This is a genomic window from Pelomonas caseinilytica, assembly GCF_021353235.1.
Taxonomy (GTDB): domain Bacteria; phylum Pseudomonadota; class Gammaproteobacteria; order Burkholderiales; family Burkholderiaceae_C; genus Pelomonas; species Pelomonas caseinilytica.
In genome coordinates this window covers 111320-132580 of sequence record NZ_JAJTWT010000007.1, presented here as the reverse complement: position 1 = coordinate 132580, position 21261 = coordinate 111320, and the positions used below count along the sequence as shown (strand labels likewise).

At 70.7% G+C, this 21261-nt stretch carries 18 protein-coding genes; 8 read left to right on the top strand and 10 right to left on the bottom strand.

Going from position 1 to position 21261, the window contains the following annotated elements:
* Positions 1-34 precede the first annotated feature (34 nt).
* Both LXT12_RS17380 and LXT12_RS17375 read right to left on the bottom strand, forming a co-directional pair.
* Complete coding sequence (locus tag LXT12_RS17380; protein WP_233393547.1) at positions 35-1774, bottom strand: MORN repeat-containing protein; 1740 nt, start codon at positions 1772-1774, stop codon at positions 35-37.
* The gene (locus LXT12_RS17375) at positions 1771-3111 is read right to left on the bottom strand and encodes a hypothetical protein (protein WP_233393546.1); all 1341 of its coding nucleotides are present in this window, start codon (positions 3109-3111) and stop codon (positions 1771-1773) included. Before LXT12_RS17375 ends, LXT12_RS17380 begins: the two co-directional genes overlap by 4 nt.
* Before the next feature lie 135 nt (positions 3112-3246).
* Between LXT12_RS17375 and LXT12_RS17370 the strand changes: the two genes are divergently transcribed.
* Both LXT12_RS17370 and LXT12_RS17365 read left to right on the top strand, forming a co-directional pair.
* The gene (locus tag LXT12_RS17370; protein ID WP_233393545.1) at positions 3247-4722 is read left to right on the top strand and encodes a M20 family metallopeptidase; all 1476 of its coding nucleotides are present in this window, start codon (positions 3247-3249) and stop codon (positions 4720-4722) included.
* 11 nt (positions 4723-4733) lie between these two features.
* Positions 4734-5681: a LysR family transcriptional regulator gene (locus tag LXT12_RS17365; protein ID WP_233393544.1), complete on the top strand. Its 948-nt coding sequence runs from the start codon at positions 4734-4736 to the stop codon at positions 5679-5681.
* 12 nt (positions 5682-5693) lie between these two features.
* Here the strand turns inward: LXT12_RS17365 and LXT12_RS17360 are convergent, their stop codons facing one another.
* Positions 5694-6257 (bottom strand): hypothetical protein, encoded by a 564-nt coding sequence (locus LXT12_RS17360; protein ID WP_233393543.1) that lies wholly within the window; start codon positions 6255-6257, stop codon positions 5694-5696.
* Positions 6258-6358: 101 nt separating this feature from the next.
* Here LXT12_RS17360 and LXT12_RS17355 point away from each other — a divergent pair, with 101 nt between their 5' ends.
* Genes LXT12_RS17355 through rsmA form a run of 3 tightly spaced genes read left to right on the top strand, consistent with a single transcriptional unit; the run spans position 6359 to position 10852 of the window.
* Positions 6359-8731, top strand: coding sequence for an LPS-assembly protein LptD (locus LXT12_RS17355; RefSeq protein ID WP_233393542.1), 2373 nt, complete (start codon positions 6359-6361; stop codon positions 8729-8731).
* Complete coding sequence (locus tag LXT12_RS17350) at positions 8728-10026, top strand: peptidylprolyl isomerase (protein ID WP_233393541.1); 1299 nt, start codon at positions 8728-8730, stop codon at positions 10024-10026. Before LXT12_RS17355 ends, LXT12_RS17350 begins: the two co-directional genes overlap by 4 nt.
* Positions 10027-10072: 46 nt before the next feature.
* A complete protein-coding gene (gene rsmA / locus LXT12_RS17345) occupies positions 10073-10852 on the top strand; it encodes a 16S rRNA (adenine(1518)-N(6)/adenine(1519)-N(6))-dimethyltransferase RsmA (protein ID WP_233393540.1) in 780 nt (259 codons plus the stop codon).
* 274 nt (positions 10853-11126) lie between these two features.
* On the opposite strand, the gene LXT12_RS17340 is transcribed toward rsmA, so the two are convergent.
* The 3 genes from LXT12_RS17340 to LXT12_RS17330 all read right to left on the bottom strand — a co-directional run bounded on the left by LXT12_RS17340 (position 11127) and on the right by LXT12_RS17330 (position 14528).
* Positions 11127-11522: a barstar family protein gene (locus tag LXT12_RS17340; RefSeq protein WP_088482711.1), complete on the bottom strand. Its 396-nt coding sequence runs from the start codon at positions 11520-11522 to the stop codon at positions 11127-11129.
* A gap of 56 nt (positions 11523-11578) precedes the next feature.
* Positions 11579-12001 carry a guanyl-specific ribonuclease gene (locus LXT12_RS17335; RefSeq protein ID WP_414708905.1) on the bottom strand — a complete coding sequence of 141 codons (423 nt, stop codon included), beginning with the start codon at positions 11999-12001 and terminating at the stop codon, positions 11579-11581.
* Between the two features lie 229 nt (positions 12002-12230).
* Positions 12231-14528 carry an NADP-dependent malic enzyme gene (locus LXT12_RS17330; RefSeq protein ID WP_233393539.1) on the bottom strand — a complete coding sequence of 766 codons (2298 nt, stop codon included), beginning with the start codon at positions 14526-14528 and terminating at the stop codon, positions 12231-12233.
* A gap of 91 nt (positions 14529-14619) precedes the next feature.
* On the opposite strand from LXT12_RS17330, the gene thiL reads away from it, so the two are divergent.
* From thiL to LXT12_RS17315, 3 genes are read left to right on the top strand one after another with little or no spacing between them, the layout of a single operon-like run.
* Complete coding sequence (thiL, locus tag LXT12_RS17325; protein ID WP_233393538.1) at positions 14620-15558, top strand: thiamine-phosphate kinase; 939 nt, start codon at positions 14620-14622, stop codon at positions 15556-15558.
* On the top strand, positions 15555-16082 hold the full coding sequence (locus tag LXT12_RS17320; RefSeq protein ID WP_233393537.1) for a phosphatidylglycerophosphatase A family protein: 528 nt from the start codon (positions 15555-15557) through the stop codon (positions 16080-16082). Before thiL ends, LXT12_RS17320 begins: the two co-directional genes overlap by 4 nt.
* Positions 16083-16085: 3 nt before the next feature.
* Positions 16086-16580 (top strand): CinA family protein, encoded by a 495-nt coding sequence (locus LXT12_RS17315; protein ID WP_233393536.1) that lies wholly within the window; start codon positions 16086-16088, stop codon positions 16578-16580.
* Here LXT12_RS17315 and LXT12_RS17310 read toward each other — a convergent pair.
* The 4 genes from LXT12_RS17310 to LXT12_RS17295 all read right to left on the bottom strand — a co-directional run bounded on the left by LXT12_RS17310 (position 16577) and on the right by LXT12_RS17295 (position 21256).
* Positions 16577-18964 (bottom strand): putative bifunctional diguanylate cyclase/phosphodiesterase, encoded by a 2388-nt coding sequence (locus tag LXT12_RS17310; RefSeq protein WP_233393535.1) that lies wholly within the window; start codon positions 18962-18964, stop codon positions 16577-16579. The two genes, LXT12_RS17315 and LXT12_RS17310, sit on opposite strands and share 4 nt — an antisense overlap.
* Positions 18965-18974: 10 nt before the next feature.
* Positions 18975-19553, bottom strand: coding sequence for a methylamine utilization protein (locus LXT12_RS17305; protein ID WP_233393534.1), 579 nt, complete (start codon positions 19551-19553; stop codon positions 18975-18977).
* Between the two features lie 39 nt (positions 19554-19592).
* Complete coding sequence (gene holA / locus LXT12_RS17300; RefSeq protein WP_233393533.1) at positions 19593-20663, bottom strand: DNA polymerase III subunit delta; 1071 nt, start codon at positions 20661-20663, stop codon at positions 19593-19595.
* A 107-nt stretch (positions 20664-20770) separates the two neighbouring features.
* Positions 20771-21256: an LPS-assembly lipoprotein LptE gene (locus LXT12_RS17295; RefSeq protein ID WP_233393532.1), complete on the bottom strand. Its 486-nt coding sequence runs from the start codon at positions 21254-21256 to the stop codon at positions 20771-20773.
* Positions 21257-21261 lie beyond the last annotated feature (5 nt).

Sequence of the window (21261 nt, the reverse complement as noted above, 5' to 3'; positions counted from 1 at the left end):
ACACGAGCCGGCCTGCGCGGCGCCTTGAGCCGGCTCAGCTGCCTTTGCGGATGATGAAGCCGTCGTCGGTGCGCTCGTCGTCCTTGAACACGCCTTCCCAACGGTCGCCGGTGGGCCAGTGGAAGATGCCCTGGCCGTGCTTGAGGCCGCGCGCCCAGGCACCCTCGTAGCGCTCGCCGGTCTTCCAGGCGTACTTGCCTTCGCCGTGGGCCTTGCCGGCCTCGAACTGGCCTTCGTAGACGTCGCCGCTCGGGAAGACCATGCGGCCCTGGCCCTGGGGCAGGCCGGCCACGAGCTGGCCTTCGTACTGGTTGCCGTTGGTGAAGCGCATCTTGCCGCGGCCCTGGGGCTTGTCGTTGACCCACTCGCCCTCGTAGCGCTGGCCGCTCGTCCAGGCGTAGCTGCCCTTGCCATGGGGCAGGCCCTGGTGGATCTGCCCGGTGTAGAGGTCGCCGGAGGCATAGGTGAGCTTGCCTTCGCCCTCGGGTTGGCCATCCACCAGCGTGCCCTCGAACTGGTTGCCGTTGGCGAACATCATCAGGCCGCGGCCGGTGGCGTGGTCGGCCACCCAGTCGCCCTTGTAGCGCTGGCCGTTGGCCCAGCGGATCTCGCCCACGCCCTGGCGCTGGCTGTGCACGAGGGGGCCTTCGTAGACGTCGCCGTTCTTCCACTCGACGCGGCCGGTGCCGGTGACGGTGTCGTCATCCTCACGGACGAACTGGCCCACGTAGCGGGTGTCGCCCGCCGTGCGGTCGAAGAGTTTGGGCTCGGGAGGCGGCGCGGCGGCGGCTGTCGCAGCGGTGGCCGGGGCCGGCAGCGGGGCGATGGGCGTGGCGGCGGCCTGGCGCAGCGGGGCGGTGGCCGTGGCTGCGGTGGCACCGGCGGTCGCCGCTGCGGCAGGGGTGCCGCCGGCCTTCGGCGCCGCGGCCAGCGCGGGGGCTGGGGGACTGGCGGCCGGCGCGGCTCCCGGCAGCGGTGTCGCCACCCAGGGCGTGCCGCGCTCGCGTGCCAGCGCCTGGGCATTGTTCAGGGCCAGTTCCTGGGCGCTGCCCTTGCAGAGCCTGGCCGTGTCGCGCCACAGGGTCTCGGCGATCTGGCTCTGGGCCTGGCGCTCGGCCAGCGGCAGGGCCGCGCCGCCATTGCGCAGCCGGGTGGAGAACTCGCGGGCCCGCTCGAAGGGCGGGGCGCAGAACTCGGCGTTGTGGCCGTCGATCTCGCTCTGCTCGCGGCGGCGCTGGGCGGTCTGCTGTTGGCTGCCGCTGCATTGCTCCACGGCCAGGTCCCACATGCCTTCGGCCTTGCGGTAGAGGCTGGCGGCCTCGGCGAAGCGGCGTTCGCCGAAGGCGTTGCGGGCGAGGTCCTGCAGGGCGGCGGCGTCGTGGTGGGCCGACTCGCACTGGCTGCCGGCCTGCAGCTTCTCGGCCAGGGCGTCGCGGCTCTTCTGGCTGTCGGCGAGGTTGCGCTGGGCACGTTCGCGGGCCCGGCCTTCGCATCCCGCAATGGCGGCGCCCCATTGGGTGACCGCTTCGTCGTGGAGCCGGACGAGGGCCTGCAGCGGCTCGCCGCGCGACTGCGCGGTCGCGGCCTTGAGGTCGGCCGAGAGGGCGCGGCTGGTGAGGGCGGCGCAGCTGGGAGGCGTGGGCGTGGGCGAGGCGACTGCGGCGGCGGGCAGGTCGGGTGCGCTGGCGGCTTCGGCTGGCGGTGTCTGGGCACGCGCCGCTGCCGCGGCGAGCAGCAGGCCGAGGGCAAGGCGGGGAAGGGCGGCCGGTGTCATCGTTTCTTCGGCGCGGATTCGGCCGGCAGATCGAGCATGGCGTCGACGAGGCCGCGCGAGTAGCGGCCGGCGCCGGGGTCGTCGGTGCTTTCGAACGAGAAGCTGGACTGGGCCGAGGCCAGCGGCATGGCGCCGATCTCGGCCACCAGGGTGTCGGCGCGGTAGCCGCCGAGGATGGCCGTGACCTCGGCCTCGAAGCCGCGCGCGGCGGCGACCTTGTTCAGCGCCGCGAGGCGGTCGGCGTCGAAGAGGAGGGCGTTGGCCGCGAGGCTGCGCTCGACGAGCTTCTGGTGCAGCGTGAAGCCGGCCAGCGGCGGCGCCCCCAGAGCGGCCATGCGCGTGAAGGCCCATGCGTCGGCCCGCTCGAAGGCCGTGGCGGCGATGCGCGAGACGCCCGACAGCGAGCCGCGGTTGGCCGCCGCCGCCTGCATCACGTTGAGCACCTGCTGCCGGCTCAACTGCTGGGCGGCGTCGACCAGGCCCTCGCGGATCTTCTGCGCCGCCAGGGCCTTGCCCTGCTCGATGAGCTGCTGCTTGATGAGTTCGCTGGCCACGTTGGCGGCGGCGCTCTTGGCGGCGCTGATGGCGGCGTCGGCGGCCACGGCGGCGGCCTTCACGCCCGAGGCCAGCGTGGCGAGGTTGTAGAGGGTGCCGGCGATCTTGACCGCGTAGTGGTAGGTCTTCATGCGCGCGCCGCCCTCTTCGGACAGACCCTGGGTCCACAGCACCAGCCACAGCGCCTCGTCGGGCGTGGGCTCGGCCTGGGTCACCTCCAGCGGGTGCAGGCTCAGCAGCCAGTGGTAGTCCTGCAGCTGGGGCGTGTTGGGCGGCGCGAAGCGGGTGTAGCCGCGGCAGACCTCGAAGGGCGTGACGAGGGCGTCCTTGCCGGCCGCCGTGCCGACGTGGAAGGGGCGGCCGGCGTCGCGGGCCTCGGCCAGCCACTCGAGCAGGGTCTCGCCGTCGTCGCTGGCGCGGCCGCCGATGCGGTTGAGCCGGGTGCCGGCGGGCAGGGGCGAATCCTGGGTGGCGGCGATGACGGTGAGGCGCTCGTCCACCTGCAAGGCGCGCACCCAGGCCACGCGGTCGTCGGCGCTCCAGCCCGCACTGGTGGCCACGGCGAAGGGCAGCTCCCACTGCTTGTCGCACTCCTTGTCCTGCAGTGCGGCGCTGCGGGCGATGGCGGGGCGGATGAGGCGCTCGCCCGCGCCGTAGGCACGCATGCCGGCCAGCAGGGTCTCGTCGACCCTGCGGCCGTCGTCCACGGTGAATTTGGGGCCGGAGGCACAGCCGCCCAGGAGCAGCGCCAGCACGGCGATCAGCAACAGTCGTGTCGTCATGTTGCCGGAGAGCCTAAGCCGTCGACATGGCGAACGCCGCCCGTAGTTGTACGGAGCGGCGTGAAGCCCTCCGCGTAAGCCTAAACTGACGAGCTTGCGCCACAAGCGCAGCGATACCGGCCAAGGAGTTCCGCCATGAACGCACGAGATCCGCACCTGCCCTTGCAGGCCGACGAAGCCACCGAACTGGGCCGTTTTGCCGAGCAAGTCTGGGACGACGAGATCGTCCCCGCCCTGACCGAATACATCGCCATCCCGGCCAAGAGCCCGATGTTCGACGCCGACTGGGCGGCCCATGGCCACATCGAGAAGGTATTGACCCAGGCCGCCGCCTGGGTGGAGAGCAAGAAGGTCGCGGGCCTCAAGCTGGAGGTGGTGCGCATCCCGGGCCGCACGCCGGTGATCTTCTTCGAGGTGCCCGCCACCAAGGCCGGCTCGGACGACACCGTGGTGCTCTACGGCCACCTGGACAAGCAGCCCGAGTTCAGCGGCTGGCGCAGCGACCTCGGCCCCTGGACGCCCAAGTACGAAAACGGCCTGCTCTACGGCCGCGGCGGCGCCGACGACGGCTATGCGGTCTACGCCTCGCTCACGGCCATCATGGCCCTGGACCGCCAGGGCATCCCCCGCCCGCGCTGCGTTGGCCTGATCGAGACCTGCGAGGAAAGCGGCAGCTTCGACCTGCCGGCCTACATCGACCTGCTGAAAGCCCGCCTGGGCAACGTGTCGCTGGTGGTCTGCCTGGACTCGGGCGCCGGCAACTACGAGCAGCTCTGGCTGACGACCTCGTTGCGCGGCATGGTCTCGGGCGTGCTCAAGGTGGAGGTGCTGACCGAGGGCATCCACAGCGGCGATGCCTCGGGCGTGGTGCCGTCGAGCTTCCGCATCCTGCGCCAGGTGCTGGACCGGCTGGAGGACAGCAAGACCGGCCGCCTGCTGCCGGAGAGCTTCCACTGCGAGATCCCCGGCGCGCGCCTGGAGCAGGCCCGCGCCACGGCCGCCATCCTGAAGGAAGAGGTCTACAAGCGCATGCCCTGGGCCTGCGGCGCGGACGGTGGCCCGGTGCTGCCGGTCACCACCGACCCCGTCGAGGTGCTGCTCAACCGCACCTGGCGGCCGACGCTGTCGGTCGTCGGCACCGACGGTTTCCCCGAGCTGAAGAACGCCGGCAACGTGCTGCGGCCTTACACCGCCTTCAAGCTGAGCCTGCGCCTGCCGCCGCTGGTGGACGGCAACGAGGCGGCGCTCAGGCTCAAGGCGCTGCTGGAGGACAACGCGCCCTACAACGCCAAGGTCACCTTCACGCCCGACGGCCGTGCCGGGGCCTACGGTGCGACGGGCTGGAACACGCCCGAGCTGGCACCGTGGCTCAGCCAGGCCCTGAACGAGGCCAGCCAGGCCCAGTTCGGCGCGCCGGTGGGCTACATCGGCCAGGGCGGCACCATCCCGCTGATGAGCATGCTGCAGAAGGGTTTCCCGGCGGCGCAGATGATGGTCTGCGGCGTGCTGGGCCCCAAGAGCAACGCCCACGGGCCCAATGAGTTCCTGCACGTGCCCTACGGCAAGCGGCTGACGGCGGCCGTGGCCCAGGTGATGGCCGCCCATCCCTGACGTCGAGAAGGATGGACCAGCTCCGCGCCATCAAGGTCTTCGTCCGCGTCATCGACGAGGGCAGCTTCGCGGCGGCGGCGCGGTCGCTGGACCTGGCGCCCGCGGTCGTCACCCGGCTGGTCGCCGAGCTGGAGGATCACCTCGGCACACGGCTGCTCAACCGCACGACGCGGCGGCTGGCGCTGACCGAGATCGGCGAGGCCTACCTCGAGCGGGCGCGGCGCATCCTGGCCGACGTGGACGAGGCGGCGGCCCTCGCGGCCTCGGCCACGCAGGAGGTGCGCGGGCTGCTGCGGGTGCTGTGCCCGCCGGCCATCGCCGTGCACCAACTGGCCAAGCACCTGCCCAAGTTCCATCGCGAGTACCCGCATGTCACGCTGGAGATCACCTCGCCCGGGCCGGTGGACACGGTGGACGACAGCTACGACCTCACCATCCTGCTGGCCCGCGAGCCCCTCGATGGTGATTTCATCGCCCGGCGTCTGGCGCGCAGCGAGTTCATCATGTGCGCCTCGCCCGACTACCTCGACCAGCGCGGCCGGCCCCAGCACCCGCGCGACCTGAAGCAGCACGACGCCTTGCTGCCGCCGACGCCGTCGATGATGCGCGGCCTGACGCTGCAGCGCGGCGACGGCCAGGAGGAGATCACGCTGCCCATCGTGCCCTCGCGCGCCACGCTGTCCACCACCCACATGGACACCAACTACGCCGCCGCCCTGCACGGCCTGGGGGTGGCCGGCCTGCCGAGCTTCATGGTGGAGGACGCGCTGCTGGAGCAGGCCCTGGAGCGGGTGATGCCGCAGTGGCGGCTCTTCAGCACGACGCTGTGGGCGGGCATGCCCTCGCGCAAGTACGTGCCGGCCCGCACGCGGGCCTTCCTGGACTTCCTGCTGGAGATCTTCGGCGGCGAGGACAAGGACCCCTGGCTGGTGGCGGCCGGCTGCGCGACCTGCCCCTGATCCATTGCAGGGTCACCTCAGGCTGAAGCCCAGCTCGAAGAATTCGGGAAAGCGCAGCTCCATCGCCCGCTTCAGCGGCCCGAAGGCCACGTAGCGGCTGGCCGTCTTGGCGACCTGGGCGAGCAGCCGGCGCTCCTCGGCATGGCCCCGGCCCAGCAGCACGAGGTGCAGGCGCAGGGCGCTCCATTCCAGCCGCCGCCAGTAGTCGCCGAAGTCGGCGGCCAGCTCCTCGTCGAGCTGGCCGGCCGCGCGGGCGGCCTCCCAGTGGCGCACGGCCCAGTCGATCTCCTGGGCCTCGTCCCAGGCCAGTTCTGCCGGGCGCAGCAAGGCGGCGAGGCCGTCGGTGACGCTGCCTTCGCCTGCGTCGTCGACCAGGCGGTGCAGTACGGCCTCCAGGCCTGCGTCCAGGCCGTCGAGGGCGATGCGCGCCAGGCCGGCACGCAGGGCGCCGGGGTCGGGCGGCACGAGGGCCGGGGGCTGGCCGCGCAGTTCGGCGCAGGCGGCGCGCATCAGCCGGTCGGCGTCGGCGGGGGAGGACTGCAGGGCCTGGATCAGCTCGGCGTGGGGAGATGTCATGGGAGTCAGGGAGGCAGGGGGCCTCGTGGATAATGAAATTCTAAGAATCGCCGGCCCCGGCATCCTCCGATTTCGAGTCCTACTCCGAGCCTTTGCCGCCTGTGCCGCGCTCGTCACGCCTCCCGACACCCGCTCCGCTGCCCTCGCTGATCGCCCTGGCCCTTTGCGCCTGGGGTTCGGCTTCGGCCCAGCAGGCCGCGAGCGACGATGCGCTCAAGCTGCACGGTAGCCGCGTGCTCGGGGCGCCGGCCAAGTCGGCGGCCAAGCCGGCGCTGGTGATCAGCGGGGGCAAGGTGTCGGCCCAGGTCGACCAGAGCGCCCAGGCCGAGGGCGGCGTCGAGCTGCGCTACGGCGAGTTGACGCTCAACGCCGACAAGCTGAACTACAACGTCGTGGACGACCTGGCGCGGGCCGAAGGCCATGTGCGCATCAACCACCAGGGCAATGTGTTCACGGGGCCGCTGCTGCAGATGTACGTCGCCCGCTTCGAGGGCGAGTTCCTGACGCCGAGCTTCTTCCTGGCGGCCACCGGCGGCGCCGGCAAGGCCGACGTCGTCAAGTTCATCGACAACGAGCACATCAGCGCCACCCGCGGCACCTACAGCAGCTGCCCGGCGTCGGGCGATCAGGAGCCGGACTGGCAGATCTCGGCCCGGCAGCTGCGCATGGACCTGGCCGCCAACGAAGGCCAGGCCGACGGTGCCGTGCTGCGCTTCCTGGGCGTGCCCATCCTGGCGGCGCCGTCGCTGAGCTTTCCGCTCAGCTCGGCGCGCAAGTCGGGCTGGCTGCCGCCCAACATCTTCCTGGACAACCGCAGCGGCCTCGAGTTCGGCGTGCCCTACTACTGGAACATCGCGCCGCAGCGCGATGCGACCTTCACGCCCTTCGTCATGACCAAGCGCGGCGTGGGCCTGGACAGCGAGTTCCGCTACCTGGAGCCCGGCCACGCCGGCCGCATCAACCTCGACCTGCTGCCCAGCGACCGCGTCTTCGGCCATTCGCGCTGGGACCTGAAGCTCAACAACGACGGCCGCTTCGGCGACTGGCGCTACCGGCTCAAGAGCGAGCGCGTGTCCGACGACGACTACTGGAAGGACATGTCGCGCCGCGTCGAGAGCCAGACGCCGCGGCTGCTGGCCAGCGACTTCAACATCAGCCGGCAGCGCGAGCTCTCCTGGGGCGTCATCGACACCTACGCCCGGCTGCAGCGCTGGCAGACCCTGCAGGGCACCGACGCCCTCGCCCAGTTCGACTCGCCCTACCAGCGCAGTCCGCAGATCGGCGTGCGCGTGACGACGGCGGCCGACGAGGCGGTGCTCGACAGCTTCCGCCCCTGGGGCCGCAAGGCGCGGCTGGAGGGCGGGCTGGAGCTGGAGTACAACCGCTTCGACCTGCCCGGCTCGGCCCTGGCGGCCCAGGCGCGCGGCGGCCAGCGGGTGCATGCCCTGGGCCACGTGGCCGCGCCGGTGGGCGGCGAGGCCTGGTGGTTCATTCCGCGCGTTTCCGTCAATGCCGCGGCCTACGACCTGGACCGCCCCCAGGCGGACGGCCGCCGCCGCATGGGCCGCGTCATTCCGACGCTGAGCATCGACCATGGCTGGGTCTTCGAGCGCGACACCACGCTCTTCGGCCGCGACATGCGCCAGAGCCTGGAGCCGCGGCTGCTCTACGTGAACACGCCTTTCCGCGACCAGGCCAACCTGCCCAACTTCGACGCCGCGGCCAAGGACTTCAACTTTGACTCCATCTATACCGATAACCCCTTCTCGGGCATCGACCGGGTGTCGGACCTGCATGCCGTGAGCGTCGGCGCCACCAGCCGCTGGGTCAGCGCGGCCCAGGGCGAGGAGATCCTGCGCCTGGGCGCGGTGCAGCGCTTCCTGTTCCGCGACCAGTTCGTCACGCCCGACGGCCAGCCCGTCACCCAGCGCTTCTCCGACCTGCTGCTGGCTGCGGCGGCCCATCTCGACGAGAAGTGGTGGGCCGACGGCACGCTGGAGTTCAACCCCGAGACCAACCGCTCGGTGCGCTCTGTCATGCGGGCCCGGTATTCGCCGGGGCCGTTCAAGACGGTCAGCATGGCCTACCGCTATGCCCGCGCGCAGAGCGAGCAGGTGGAGCTGGCCTGGCAGTGGCCGATCTACGGGACGCCGGTCACCTCGCGGGGGGCCGACAGCAAGTCCTGCGGGGGCGCCTGGTACAGCGCCGGGCGCGTGCAGTACTCGCTGCGCGACAAGCGGCTGACCGATTCGGTCATGGGCTTCGAGTACGACGCCGGCTGCTGGGTGCTGCGCTGGGGCGTCGAGCGCCTGTCCACCGGGCGGGCCGAGGCCAACACCCGGCTGATGCTGCAACTGGAGCTGGTGGGCCTGTCACAGCTTGGATCGAACGCCCTCAAGGTCTTGAAGGACAATGTGCCCGGTTACCGCAGGCTGAGCTCCGACCGCTCACCGAGTTCAGACTTCCTACCATGATGCATCGCTTCGTTCCCCTTGTTCTGGCCCTGGCAGCCTTGAACGCCTCGGCTCAGACGCCCACGCTGCAGCCGGGGGACTACATCGCCGCCGTCGTCAACCAGGACGTGGTTGCCGCCAGCGAGGTCATCCAGCGCACCGAGCGCCTGCGCCAGGAGGCCCGCCAGCGCGGCGAGGTGATGCCCGAGACGACCGGGCTGCGCAAGCAGGCGCTGGAGGCGCTGATCGAGGACCGCGTCCTCGTCACCTATGCCCGCGAGAACGGCCCGCGCGTGGACGAGGCGGAACTGGACCGCGTCGTCGCCAACGTCGCGGCCCAGAACAAGCTCACGATGGACCAGCTGCGCGAGCGCCTCAAGCTCGACGGTACCGACTACAAGAGCTTCCGCGAGAACCTGCGCGACCAGATGATGACCGAGCGCGTGCGCGAGCGCGAGGTGCAGGGCCGCATCAAGGTGACCGACGCCGAGATCGACGCCTACCTCGACAAGAAGCGCGCGGCGCTCGAAGAGGGCGGCATGATCAACCTGGCCCAGGTGCTGGTGTCGGTGCCCGAGGGCGCTCCAGAGGCCGTCGTCGCCGAGCGCCGCGCCCGTGCCGAGGCGGCCCTGGCCCGCGTCAAGGGCGGCGAGGATTTCGCCAAGGTGGCCCGCGAGGTCTCGGAGGACGGCAACAAGGCCCGGGGCGGCGAGATCGGCCTGCGGCCCGCCGACCGCCTGCCGGACATCTTCGTCAACGCCGTGCGCAACCTCAAGAGCGGCCAGGTCGCGCCCGAACTGCTGCGCAGCGGCGCCGGTTTCCACATCCTCAAGGTCGTCGAGCGCCAGGGCGCCGCCTCCCTGAACCAGACGGTGCAGACCCATGCCCGCCACGTGCTGCTGCGCGTGTCGCCGCAGCTGCCGGTCGAGGTGGCCGCCCGCCGCCTGGCCGAGTTCAAGCGCCAGATCGAGTCCGGCCAGGTCAAGTTCGAGCAGGTCGCCCGCGACAACTCCGAGGACGGCAGCGCCTCGGCGGGCGGCGATCTCGGCTGGATGGGCGCCGGCGGCTTCGTGCCCGAGTTCGAGGAGGCGATGAACGCTCTGCCGCTGGGCGGCATCTCCGGCCCGGTCGTGTCGCGCTTCGGCGTCCACCTGATCCAGGTACTGGAGCGCCGCACCGTCGAGGTGGAAATGAAGCAGCTGCGCGAGCAGGCCCGCGCGGCCCTGCGCGAGCAGAAGTACGACGAGGCCTACAAGGAGTGGGTGAGCGACCTGCGCGCCAAGGCCTTCGTCGAAGTCCGGGAATGGCTGGAGTGACCCGGGCCCTGCGGCCTTCGGGTGGCGGGGCGGCGTGAAGGCGCACGTGCCGCGCAAGCGGTTCGGCCAGCATTTCCTGACCGACACCGCGCTGATCGAGGCCATCGTCGACCTGATCGACCCGCAGCCGGGCGACACCCTGGTCGAGATCGGGCCCGGCCTGGGCGCGATGACGCTGCCGCTGCTGCAGCGTCACAAGCCGCTGACCGTCATCGAGCTGGATCGCGACCTCGCGGCACGGTTGCGCAAGCGGGACGACGTCGAAGTGATCGAGAGCGACGTGCTCAAGGTCGACTTCCAGGCGCTCAGCGAAGCCAAGGGCGCGAAGCTGCGCGTCGTCGGCAACCTGCCCTACAACATCTCCACGCCCATCCTCTTCCATCTGCTGGAGGCGGTGGACGTCGTCGTCGACCAGCACTTCATGCTGCAGAAGGAGGTGGTGGACCGCATGGCCGCCGCCCCGGGCGGCAAGGACTACGGCCGGCTGTCGGTGATGCTGCAGTGGCGCTACGACATCGAGTCGGTGCTCGACGTGCCGCCCGAGGCCTTCGACCCCCCGCCCCGCGTCGACTCGGCCATCGTGCGCATGCTGCCGTTGAAGACACCCCCGGCCGTGGACCCGGCCCTGCTGGGCGCGCTGGTCGCCAGCGCCTTTTCGCAGCGCCGCAAGCTGCTGCGCCACAGCCTGGGCCGCTGGCTCGCCGAACGTGGCTACTCGGGCCACTTCGACCTGCAGCGCCGCGCCGAGGAAGTGCCGGTGGCCGAGTTCGTCGCTCTCGCGCTCGCTGTGCAGGCTCAAACCCCAGAAACGACAAAGCCCGCCTGAAAAGGCGGGCTTTGTCTCCTCCAGCAGCAGTCGTGGAACCGGCTTCGCCGGGCCACTGACTGCACCCCCTTGAGGGGGCCGGCGTCAGCCGGTAGGGGGTGAGTCGTTCAAGCGGCGTTCAGCCACATGGACGTGTCGAAGGCACTGCACATCATCGGCATGTTCATGCCGAAGTTGGGGTTGCCAATCGTCGACTTCGCGCTCTTGGTCGGTTTCTCAACCACCGGGGCCACCTCAGCAGCCCGCTCCCATGACCCGTTTTCTTGGGAGCGGGCTACTGAAAAGAATAGAAACACCGGAATGGCACCTTCCGGTCGGCCCAGTAGTCGGCCGTGTCGCGGAAGACGTCGAGCAACTGCTCGCGGGCCTCGCGGTCGAAGCGCACGTTGTCGGGCAACTGCTCCAGCACCACGACGAAGCCCGGCTGGCTGCCGGCCTTGTGGACGAGGTCGGTCATGCAGTCATGCAGGGCGTCCAGGTTCTTGCCGAAGTGAGCGGGGAAGAGGAAGGCCTGCGCGATGCCGTCGAGCACGTCCTGCTTGGACTGCGCCTCCGACAGGTTGGCGTACAGGAAATGCTGGCCCGCTTCTTGAGCGGCCTGCATCAAGTCCTCGACCCGGTAGGCCCGTATGGCCTGCACGATATTGGGACGGACGGTCTGCAAAAGCATGGTCGCGTTCCTCCTTTCAAGTCACAAAACTGCCAAAACTCGCGCTGTCCCGACCTTCACCGCGCCGCCCCGGCGCGAATGCGCCTGAAGCTGGCATAGTGATCGTCGGTGTAATAACAAACTTCAGGCGCGGTCGGCGGCGTGCCGCCGCAGATCAGGCGGCGGGCGCCTCGGTTGCGCGCGCCAGGGGTCTTGACCGTGTATTCGCGATAGAAGCCGCGCGCCTTGCGGGGTAGCAGGCGCTCGCGATTGCCGAACACCACGCCGTCCTGGGAGTAGGGAAACGGGCCGCCGGCAAGCACCAGCCGGTGGGTTTCCTGAGCCTGGACGGGCAGCTCGCTCAGCGCAACTTCGGCCAGAGCGGGCGTAGCGGTGGGAGAGGCTTCCTTGGCTTGCACACCTCCGGCCAAACCGGAAAGCAGCAGGGCGGTGGTGACCGCCGAAGCGCCTGAGCGCGCCAGCCACGAGAGCAAAAACACGGGTTTACCCTGAACGGAAAACCGATATGGTACCGAAGCGACCCCGAAAGCTCAAGCCGGCTCCCGGCGCCGAAGTTTGGAATTGCCTCATGTGAGCCTGTGCTCACACTCCTGCAAGTGCCTGTTTTTATTGAGCCTATGACCGATTCATGACGAAGTTTTCCGGCTGAAAACTTCTGTCAATTGGGGGAGTCCGGCCGCATCGCCGGTTCTCCCCCCGCAAGCGCGGCTAGCCCCGGGCGGCGTTGGCGTCGGCCACGGTCAGGGCCGTCATGTTGACGATGCGCCGCACGGTCGCCGAGGGCGTCAGCACGTGCACCGGCTTGGCGGCGCCCAGCAGCACCGGGCCGATGGCGATGCCGCCGCCGGCCGCCGTCTTGAGCAGGTTGTAGGAGATGTTGGCGGCGTCGATGTTGGGCAGGACCAGCAGGTTGGCCTCGCCGGTGAGGGGGCTGTGCGGCATGAGCTGCTTGCGGTAGGCGGCGTCCAGGGCCGTGTCGCCGTGCATCTCGCCGTCGACTTCCAGCCAGGGCGCGAGTTGCTGGACCAGGGCCAGGGTGTCGCGCATCTTCACGGCCGAGGGGCAGTTGCTGGTGCCGAAATTGCTGTGCGAGAGCAGCGCCGCCTTCGGGCTGAGGCCGAAGCGGCACATCTCCTGGGCGGCCAGGATGGTGATCTCGGCCAGTTGCTCGGCGCTCGGGTCGTAGTTGACGTGGGTGTCCACCAGCATGACCTGGCGCCCCGGCAGGATCAGGCCGTTCATGCAGGCATAGGTCTTGACCCCGGCGCGCTTGCCGATGACCTGGTCGATGTACTGCAGGTGGGTGGCGGTGGAGCCCCAGGTGCCGCAGAGCATGCCGTCGACTTCGCCCTTGTGCAGCAGCATGCTGCTGATCAGCGTCAGGCGCCGGCGCATCTCGATCTTGGCGAGCTGCTGGGTCACGCCCTTGCGCTCGGTCATGCGCAGGTAGGTCTGCCAGTAGTCGCGGTAGCGGTCGTCGTGCTCGACGTTGACGACGTCGTAGTCCCGCCCCTGCTGCAGGCGCAGGCCGAAGCGCTCGGCGCGCTCGGCGATGACGGCCGGCCGGCCGACCAGGGTCGGGCGGGCCAGGCCCTCGTCGACGACGACCTGCGCGGCGCGCAGCACGCGCTCCTCCTCGCCCTCGGCATAGGCCACGCGCTTGTGGGGCGCGCGCTTGGCCGCGGTGAAGATGGGCTTCATGGTGTTGCCCGAGGCGTAGACGAAGCTCTGCAGCTTCTCGCGGTAGGCGTCCCAGTCGGTGATGGGGCGGGCGGCCACGCCGGAGTCCATCGCCGCCTTGGCCACGGCGGGGGCGATGCGCATCATCAGCCGCGGGTCGAAGGGCTTGGGGATGAGGTATTCAGGGCCGAAGGACAGCGTCGCTCCCACGTAGGCGGCGGCCACCACCTCGCTCTGCTCGGCCTGCGCCAGCTCGGCGATGGCCTGCACGGCCGCGATCTCCATCTCGACGTTGATGGTGGTCGCGCCCGAGTCCAGGGCGCCGCGGAAGATGTAGGGGAAGCACAGGACGTTGTTGACCTGGTTGGGGTAGTCCGTGCGGCCGGTGGCCATGATGGCGTCGCCGCGCACGGCCTGGACCTCCTCGGGCAGGATTTCGGGCGTGGGGTTGGCCAGGGCGAAGATCAGCGGCTTGTCGGCCATGGTCGCGACCATGTCGGCCTTGAGCACGCCGCCGGCCGACAGGCCCAGGAAGACGTCGGCGCCGGCGATGGCCTCGCGCAGGCTGCGCTGCTCGGTCGGCTGGGCGAAGGTGGCCTTGTCCGGGTCCATCAACTCCGTGCGGCCTTGGTAGACGACGCCCGCCAGGTCGGTCACCCAGATGTTCTCGCGAGGCAGGCCGAGCTTGACGAGCAGGCCCAGGCAGGCCAGCGCTGCGGCCCCCGCGCCCGAGGTGACCAGCTTGATCTTCTTGATGTCCTTCCCGACGACCTTGAGACCGTTGAGGAAGGCCGCGCCAACGACGATGGCCGTGCCGTGCTGGTCGTCGTGGAAGACCGGGATCTTCATGCGCTCGCGCAGCTTGCGCTCGACGTAGAAGCAGTCGGGCGCCTTGATGTCCTCGAGGTTGATGCCGCCGAAGGTGGGCTCCAGCGCGGCGATGCAGTCCACGAGCTTGTCGAGGTCGCGCTCGGCCACTTCGAGGTCGAAGACGTCGATCCCGGCGAACTTCTTGAACAGCACGCCCTTGCCCTCCATGACCGGCTTGGAGGCCAGGGGCCCGATGTCGCCCAGGCCCAGCACGGCCGTGCCGTTGGTGACCACGGCGACGAGGTTGCCCCGCGAGGTGTAGCGGAAGGCGTTGGCCGGGTCGGCGACGATCTCCTCGCAGGCGGCGGCCACGCCCGGCGAATAGGCCAGGGCCAGGTCGCGCTGGTTGATCAGCTGCTTGGTCGGCGCGATGGCGATCTTGCCCGGCGTCGGGAACTCGTGGTACTCGAGGGCGGCCTGGCGGAGCTGGGCGCGTTTTTCTTCTGGGCTGGGCATGGCGGGGAGATCGAAGGCCGGCGGGGATGAAATCATGCCACCGCGGTCGGCCTCGGTCGCTGTGGATGTCCACAAGCCGACAATGCGGGCCATGGGTGAGTTCGAACTGATTCGGCGCTTTTTCCTGCGACCCCCGGCGGCCGGCGTCGAGCTGGGCGTGGGCGACGACTGCGCCGTCCTCGCGCCGACGCCGGGCGCGCGCTGGCTGGTCTCCAGCGACATGCTCGTGGAAGGGCGGCATTTCCTGTCCACGGTGGACCCGGGGCGCCTGGGCCACAAGGCCCTGGCCGTCAACCTCAGCGACCTCGCCGCCTGCGGCGCGACGCCGCGAGGCTTCACATTGGCGATGGCCCTGCCCCGCGTTGACGAAGCCTGGCTGGCCGGTTTCTCGGCTGGACTGTGGGCCCTGGCCGACGCCAGCGGCTGCCCGCTGATCGGGGGGGACACCACCCAGGGCCCGCTCAACCTGTGCATCACCGTCTTCGGCGAGGCGCCGGCGGGCCAGGCCCTGCTGCGCCGCGGCGCGCGGCCCGGCGACGAGGTCTGGGTGTCGGGGCGGCTCGGCGATGCGCGGCTGGCGTTGGAGGCCTTCCGCGGTACGGTGGCCCTCGAGGGCCGCGGCTTCGAGGCGGTGCGCGTCGCGATGGAATGCCCGACGCCGCGGCTGGCCCTGGGCCAGGCCTTGCGCGGCATCGCCACGGCGGCCATCGACGTCTCCGATGGCCTGCTCGGCGACCTCGGCCACATCCTGGCCGCTTCGGGCGTCGGTGCGCGGGTGGACGTGGACGCCCTGCCGCGCAGCGCCGTGCTGGCCGCCCAGCCGGTGGAGTTGCAGCGCACCTGCGTGCTGGCCGGCGGCGACGACTACGAACTGGTCTTCACGGCGCCGCCGGGCGCGCGCCTGCCCGACGTGGGCGTGGCGCTGACCCGCGTCGGCGTCATCGAGGTCGAGCCGGGCCTGCGCGTCGTCGACGCACGGGGCGAGCGGGTCGACCACGGCCTGCGGTCCTTCGACCATTTCAAGCCATGAGCGCCGCACCGGTGAGGCCGACGCCGGCCTTCATGCTCCGCCATCCGGCCCGCTGGATCGCGCTCGGCTTCGGCAGCGGCCTGTCGCCCAAGGCGCCAGGCACGGTCGGCACGCTCTGGGCCTGGCTGGTCTTCTGGCTCATCGCCCCGTGGATGGGTGATCTGGCCTGGGCGCTGCTCATCGGCATCGGCACCCTCGTCGGCTGGTGGGCCTGCACGGTCACCGCCCGCCACCTGAACACGCCCGACCCCAGCGCCGTGGTCTGGGACGAGGTGCTGGCCTTCTGGCTCATCCTCTGGCTGATCGCCCCCTCGACCTGGCTCGGCCAGGCGGTGGCCTTCGGCCTGTTCCGCTTCTTCGACGCCGCCAAGCCCGGGCCGGTAGGCTGGGCGGACCGGCTCTTCAAGTCCGAGCGCGGCGCCGCCATCGGCTGGCGGCAGGGCCTGGGCATCCTGATCGACGATTTCGTCGCCGCCGGCTGTACGCTTGCCGTCATCGCGCTGGTCTGCGCGCTGCTGGGGTAGGCCATGTTTGCCGAAGAGACCGAACTGATCGACCGCATCGCTTTGGCCCTGATGCGGCGGCGCGAGCGCATCGGTACCGCCGAGTCCTGCACCGGGGGCCTCATCGCCGCGGCCTGTACCAGCCTGGCGGGGTCCAGCCAGTGGTTCGAGCGCGGCATCGTCAGCTACAGCAACGAGGCCAAGGTCGAGCTGCTCGGCGTGCCCAAGGGGCTGATCGACCTGCACGGCGCCGTCAGTGGCGAGGTGGCCGAGCACATGGCGCGGGGGCTGCTGGCCCATGCGCCCATCGACTGGGCGCTGTCCGTCACCGGCATCGCCGGGCCCACCGGCGGCAGCGCGGCCAAGCCGGTCGGCACCGTCTGGCTGGCCCTCGTGAGGGCCGGCCACCCGGCGCGCGTGTGGCGTGAACACTTCGGCGGCGACCGCCAGGCGGTGCGCCTGCAGACGGTGCGCGCCGGGCTCACGGCCCTGTGCGAGGCGCTGGAAGACGGCGCCTAATCCAGCTTCGCCATCAGGCTCTCGGCCGTCACGGCCGAGATGTCGGGCGGCTGCCAGGCCTGGGCCCAGGCGACGAATTGCTCCTGCGGCATGGGCTTGGAGACGAAGTAGCCCTGGCCCTCGTCGCAGCCCAGCTTGGCCAGCAGGGCCCAGGCCTTGAGGGTCTCCAGCCCCTCGGCGACGACCGAGAGGCCGAGGTTGTGGGCGAGCTCGATGGTCGAGCGCACGATGCGGGCGTCGTCGAGGTCGCGCTCCATCGCCATGACGAAGCTCTTGTCGATCTTGAGCTCGTCCACGGGCAGCCGCTTCAGGTAGGCCAGCGACGAATAGCCCGTGCCGAAGTCGTCGATGGACAGCTTCAGGCCCATGGCGTGCAGGTGCTCCAGCGTGGACAGGGCCCGCTCGGGGTCGTCCATGATGGCGCTCTCGGTGATCTCCAGGCAAAGGGAGTCGGCCGCCACCTGCAGCGGCGCGAGCATGGCCTCGATCTTGGCGGGCAGCTCCTGGTCCATCAGGTCGCGGGTGGACAGGTTGACCGACAGGCGCAGCGCCAGCCCGGCCTCGCGCGCCTGCTGCGAGAAGCGGGCCGCACCCTCAAGCATCCAGGCGCTGAGGATGCGGATGAAGCCGGTCTGCTCGGCAAACGGGATGAACTGCATCGGCGGCACCAGGCCGCGCTGCGGATGCTGCCAGCGCACGAGGGCCTCGGCACCGACGACACGGCCTTGCTGCAGGTCGATCTTGGGCTGCAGGAAGAGGCGCAGCTCGTCGTTCTCCACCGCACGGCGCAGTTCGGACAGCAGCGACAGCGACTCCTGGCTGCCGACGTCGAGCTGGGCGTGGTAGATCAGGCTGCCGCATTGCCGGGTCTTGGCGGCATACATGGCCAGCTCGGCGCGGCCGAGCAGCACGTTGACGTCGCGGCCGTGTTCGGGGAAGAGGGCGATGCCGATGCCGGCGCCGAGGTCGATGGTCTCGTCGTCGAGCTGCAGAGGCTGCTCGAAGTCCTTGAGGATGGCCAGCGCCGCCTCGCTGGCTGCGCGCGCGTCGGTGCGGGCCAGCAGGATGGCGAACTCGTCGCCCGACAGCCGCGCCAGCACCGAGTGGGCCGGCGCGCACAGGGCGCGCAGCCGCTCGGCCACCGACTGCAGCAGCCGGTCGCCCACGTCGTGGCCCAGCACGTCGTTGACGTGCTTGAAGCGGTCCAGGTCCAGCATCAGCACGGCGCCCGGCGTGTCGCTGTGGTCGAGGTGGTGCTGCAGGAACTCGGCAAACCGGGCGCGGTTGGGCAGCAGGGTCAGCGGGTCGACGTAGGCGAGGTTGTTCACCAGGGCGTCGCGGCGGCGTATGCCTTCGCGCATGCTCTCCAGCGCGACGGCCAGCTCATGCACTTCCTCCACTCGCGACGCTGCCGGCACGGGGGTGTCGTAGTCGCCGCCCTCCAGGCGCCGCGCCGAGCCCGACAGCGCCGTGATGGGCCCGCTGATGCCGCGCGCCAGCAGCACGCTCAGGCTGGCGAACACCAGCACGCCTACTACCGTGAGGCCGAGCAGGACGAGTTGCAGCTCCCGGTAGGGCGCCAGCGCCGCATCCAGGGAGCGCAGCAACACCACGCCCAGGCGAGGTTCGCCGCGCAGCAGCGGCACGAAGTGGGTGCGCAGCCGCTCGCCCGCGAGCTGCAGCACGCCGTCGCCCGGCGAGTCGGCGCCGAGGCTGGCTTGCAAGGCGGCGTTGGCCTGGCCGTCGAGGGTGCCGACGAGCGGGGTCCAGCCCCGCCTGGGTGGCTGCAGCAGCACCACGCCGTCCAGGTCGGACAGGGCCTTGAGGTCGTCCAGCACCTCGCGATCGAGGGAGAAGCCCATCAGCACCCAGCCCACCGGGGCGGGCGTGCGCACCTGCACGGCGACGACCTGGTAGGCGTGGCCGTCCTGCACCGACAGGGCGCTGCCCTCGCTGCTGGCCACCAGGGCCTTGAGCACGCCACCGAAGGGCTCGGCCCCATCGCGCGTGGCGGCCACGAGGCGGAGCTCGCCGTCGAAGTAGGCAACGACGGCAGCGCCGATGCGCTCGCCCTGGTTGGCGAGGGCGTCCTTGATGGTCTCGACGGTGCCGGCCTCGGCCAGCGACAGGCCGACGGCGCTGCGGAAGCCGTAGTCCTTGGCCAGCAGCTCGGCTGTGTCGCGCAGCTTGCTGGCGCGCTGGTCGAGCAGACGGCGCAGCAGCCGCTCGCCGGTCTGCAGCTCGGCGGCGAGGGAGGTGTCCGCGTTGTGGGTGATGCTGGCGCGGATGACCCCGAAGCTGACCAGCTGCACCAGCAGCAGCAGGCCGAGGAAGAGGGCGACGATGCGCCCTTCCAGGCGGCGCAGGTTCAGCCAGGAGGGCATGGCCGCGGCGTCACTCGGCCAGGGTCAGCACGCTCGTGCCGCCGGCGGCCGGCACGTCGAGCTTCACGGCCTGCAGCGTGGGCGACTTCTGGCCGGCATGCCAGGCCTTCACCACGTGTTCACCGGGCGGGAGGTCGAAACTCGCCTGGCCCTGGGCGTCGGTGCGCGCGAACGTCGGCGTGTCGACGACGACGACATGGGCGCTCATGCGGTCATGGATGTTGCAGCCCAGCGCGGCCACGCCCGGCTTGTCGAAGACGATGGGCTCGGCCGGCGTGCCGGAGTAGAGCTTGATGTCGATGACCTTGATGGGCGAGAAGGAGTAGACGTGGTGGCGCACCGTGTCGAAGTTCGGGAAGGCGACCGCCGTGCCCGTCTGCACGATGAGCACCTGGGGCGTGAACTGGCGGTTGCGCTGGCCCATCTCGGCCTTGGCCGTGCTGGTGCGGCCCGTGCGCCCCTTGACCTCGACGGCGACCGCCGCGCCCGCCAGCGGCTGGTCGCCGGGGCCGCGCAGTTGGACGGTCACGGGAACGGCTGCGGCCGCGAACGGTGCAAGCAGCAGGGCAGTCAGTGGGCGTGGCGGCATGGCGGAGAGGCTCCCGCCCGGACGATAGCCCAATCGCGTTCAGCGGACCGTGAGAACTGCCCCGGTTTTCCCGCTGGCGGCTTCGGCCAGCATCAATGCGAAGCGGCGCAGCGCGGCCCAGGGGTCGGCCGGCCAGTCCGGATGGCGCAGGCCCTTGACCAGGCCGTCGCAGACCTGGGCCGCCTGCACGAGGCGGCCCGCCTGGGCCGATTCGAGGCGCGGGGCGATGCGTTCCACCAGCCTCTCCTTGGCGCCCCAGACGCGCGCTTCCCGCATCGCCATCGGCAGGGGCTTGCCGGCATCCAGCGCGTTGCGCACCCGGGCCAGCGCGCGGGCGTCCTCCGCCAGCGTCCAGTGCACGAGCACGGCCGCCTCGCCCTCGGCCTCCAGGCCATCGAGCATGCGCAGCAGGCGCGGCACGGCGCCCGACAGCACGGCTTCGCTGAGCTTGAAGACGTCGAAGCGCGCCACGTCCAGCACGGCCGCCTCGATGTCGGCCAGGGTCAGCTCGCCCGGGGGGTGCAGCAGGGCGAGCTTCTGCAGCTCCTGATGGGCGGCGAGCAGGTTGCCCTCGACGCGGTCGGCGAAGAAAGCCAGCGCCTTCTGACCGTCCTCGCCCTCAGGCACCGACTGCCCCTGGGCCTTGAGCCGCTGGGCCAGCCAGGCCGGCAGCGCGCGGCGCTCGACGGGCTCGACGCGCACCGACACGCCGCCCGCATCCAGGGCCGTGAACCAGGCGCTGGACAGCTGGGTCTTGTCCAGGCGCGGCAGCGTCACGAGGGTCAGCACGTCGTCCGGTGCCGCCTCGGCATAACGCTGCAGGGCCTCGGAGCCATCCTTGCCCGGCTTGCCGCTCGGGATGCGGATCTCGATGAACTGGCGCTCGGCGAAGAGGCTCATGGCCTGGGCGGCCGCGAGCACGGGCGCCCAGTCGAAGTAGGCGCCGCTGACCGTGAAGATCTGGCGCTCGCCGAAGCCCTGGGCCTTGGCTGCGGCGCGGATCTGGTCGGCCGCCTCCTGGGCGAGCAGCGGCTCGTCACCATGGACGGTGTAGATGCGGGCCAGGCCCTTGGCGAGGTGAGCCGCGAGTGCTTCGGGGCGGAGCTGCATGTCAACTCCTGCAAAGAACACAGCCACAGAGGCACAGAGACACAGAGAAGGCGGCTTGGTGCTCCCTCTGTGTCTCTGTGCCTCTGTGGCTTTGTTTTGGATTCATTTCAGGCGGGCAACTTCACGGCGGCCAGGCGACGCATCACCTGCGCGATGGCGTCGGACTGCATCGCGCCGTAGAGGTTGGCTGCCTCCTGCTCCTTGGCCAGGGCGGCGGTCTCGGTGTAGTTCATGTCGCGGGCCAGGCGGAGCTCGACCTTGGGCACCAGCAACTCGCCGGCCGGCGTGCGGATGAGGTAGTCGAACTGCAGGCGCAGCTGCCATTCGCGCACCTGGCCGACGCTGGTGGAGGCGACGACGGTGCGGTCGCGGAACTCGCGCAGCACCTCCAGCACGACCTCGGCCCGGTTGGGGTCGTCGACGAGCTGCACCGGCGTGCGCTTGAGCTGGCGCTTCAGGCCCAGGGCCAGCGGCGAGTCCGGCGGGAAGCCGGTCAGCGCCAGGGTCTTGAAGCGCAGCTCGGGCTCGTGGCGCAGCTCGAAGCCGCAGCCGGCGAGGGCCGCAAGGCCGAGCAGTGCGAAGCGGCGGTCCATCGCGT

Bases quoted from the DNA above. Each gene is read 5' to 3' on its own strand.
- LXT12_RS17360 (WP_233393543.1), bottom strand. From the start codon at position 6,257: ATGACATCTCCCCACGCCGAGCTGATCCAGGCCCTGCAGTCCTCCCCC.
- LXT12_RS17305 (WP_233393534.1), bottom strand. From the start codon at position 19,553: ATGCCGCCACGCCCACTGACTGCCCTGCTGCTTGCACCGTTCGCGGCC.
- LXT12_RS17375 (WP_233393546.1), bottom strand. From the start codon at position 3,111: ATGACGACACGACTGTTGCTGATCGCCGTGCTGGCGCTGCTCCTGGGC.
- LXT12_RS17370 (WP_233393545.1), top strand. From the start codon at position 3,247: ATGAACGCACGAGATCCGCACCTGCCCTTGCAGGCCGACGAAGCCACC.
- LXT12_RS17315 (WP_233393536.1), top strand. From the start codon at position 16,086: ATGTTTGCCGAAGAGACCGAACTGATCGACCGCATCGCTTTGGCCCTG.
- LXT12_RS17295 (WP_233393532.1), bottom strand. From the start codon at position 21,256: ATGGACCGCCGCTTCGCACTGCTCGGCCTTGCGGCCCTCGCCGGCTGC.
- LXT12_RS17320 (WP_233393537.1), top strand. From the start codon at position 15,555: ATGAGCGCCGCACCGGTGAGGCCGACGCCGGCCTTCATGCTCCGCCAT.
- thiL (WP_233393538.1), top strand. From the start codon at position 14,620: ATGGGTGAGTTCGAACTGATTCGGCGCTTTTTCCTGCGACCCCCGGCG.
- LXT12_RS17340 (WP_088482711.1), bottom strand. From the start codon at position 11,522: ATGCTTTTGCAGACCGTCCGTCCCAATATCGTGCAGGCCATACGGGCC.
- LXT12_RS17350 (WP_233393541.1), top strand. From the start codon at position 8,728: ATGATGCATCGCTTCGTTCCCCTTGTTCTGGCCCTGGCAGCCTTGAAC.
- LXT12_RS17365 (WP_233393544.1), top strand. From the start codon at position 4,734: ATGGACCAGCTCCGCGCCATCAAGGTCTTCGTCCGCGTCATCGACGAG.
- LXT12_RS17310 (WP_233393535.1), bottom strand. From the start codon at position 18,964: ATGCCCTCCTGGCTGAACCTGCGCCGCCTGGAAGGGCGCATCGTCGCC.
- LXT12_RS17380 (WP_233393547.1), bottom strand. From the start codon at position 1,774: ATGACACCGGCCGCCCTTCCCCGCCTTGCCCTCGGCCTGCTGCTCGCC.
- holA (WP_233393533.1), bottom strand. From the start codon at position 20,663: ATGCAGCTCCGCCCCGAAGCACTCGCGGCTCACCTCGCCAAGGGCCTG.
- LXT12_RS17330 (WP_233393539.1), bottom strand. From the start codon at position 14,528: ATGCCCAGCCCAGAAGAAAAACGCGCCCAGCTCCGCCAGGCCGCCCTC.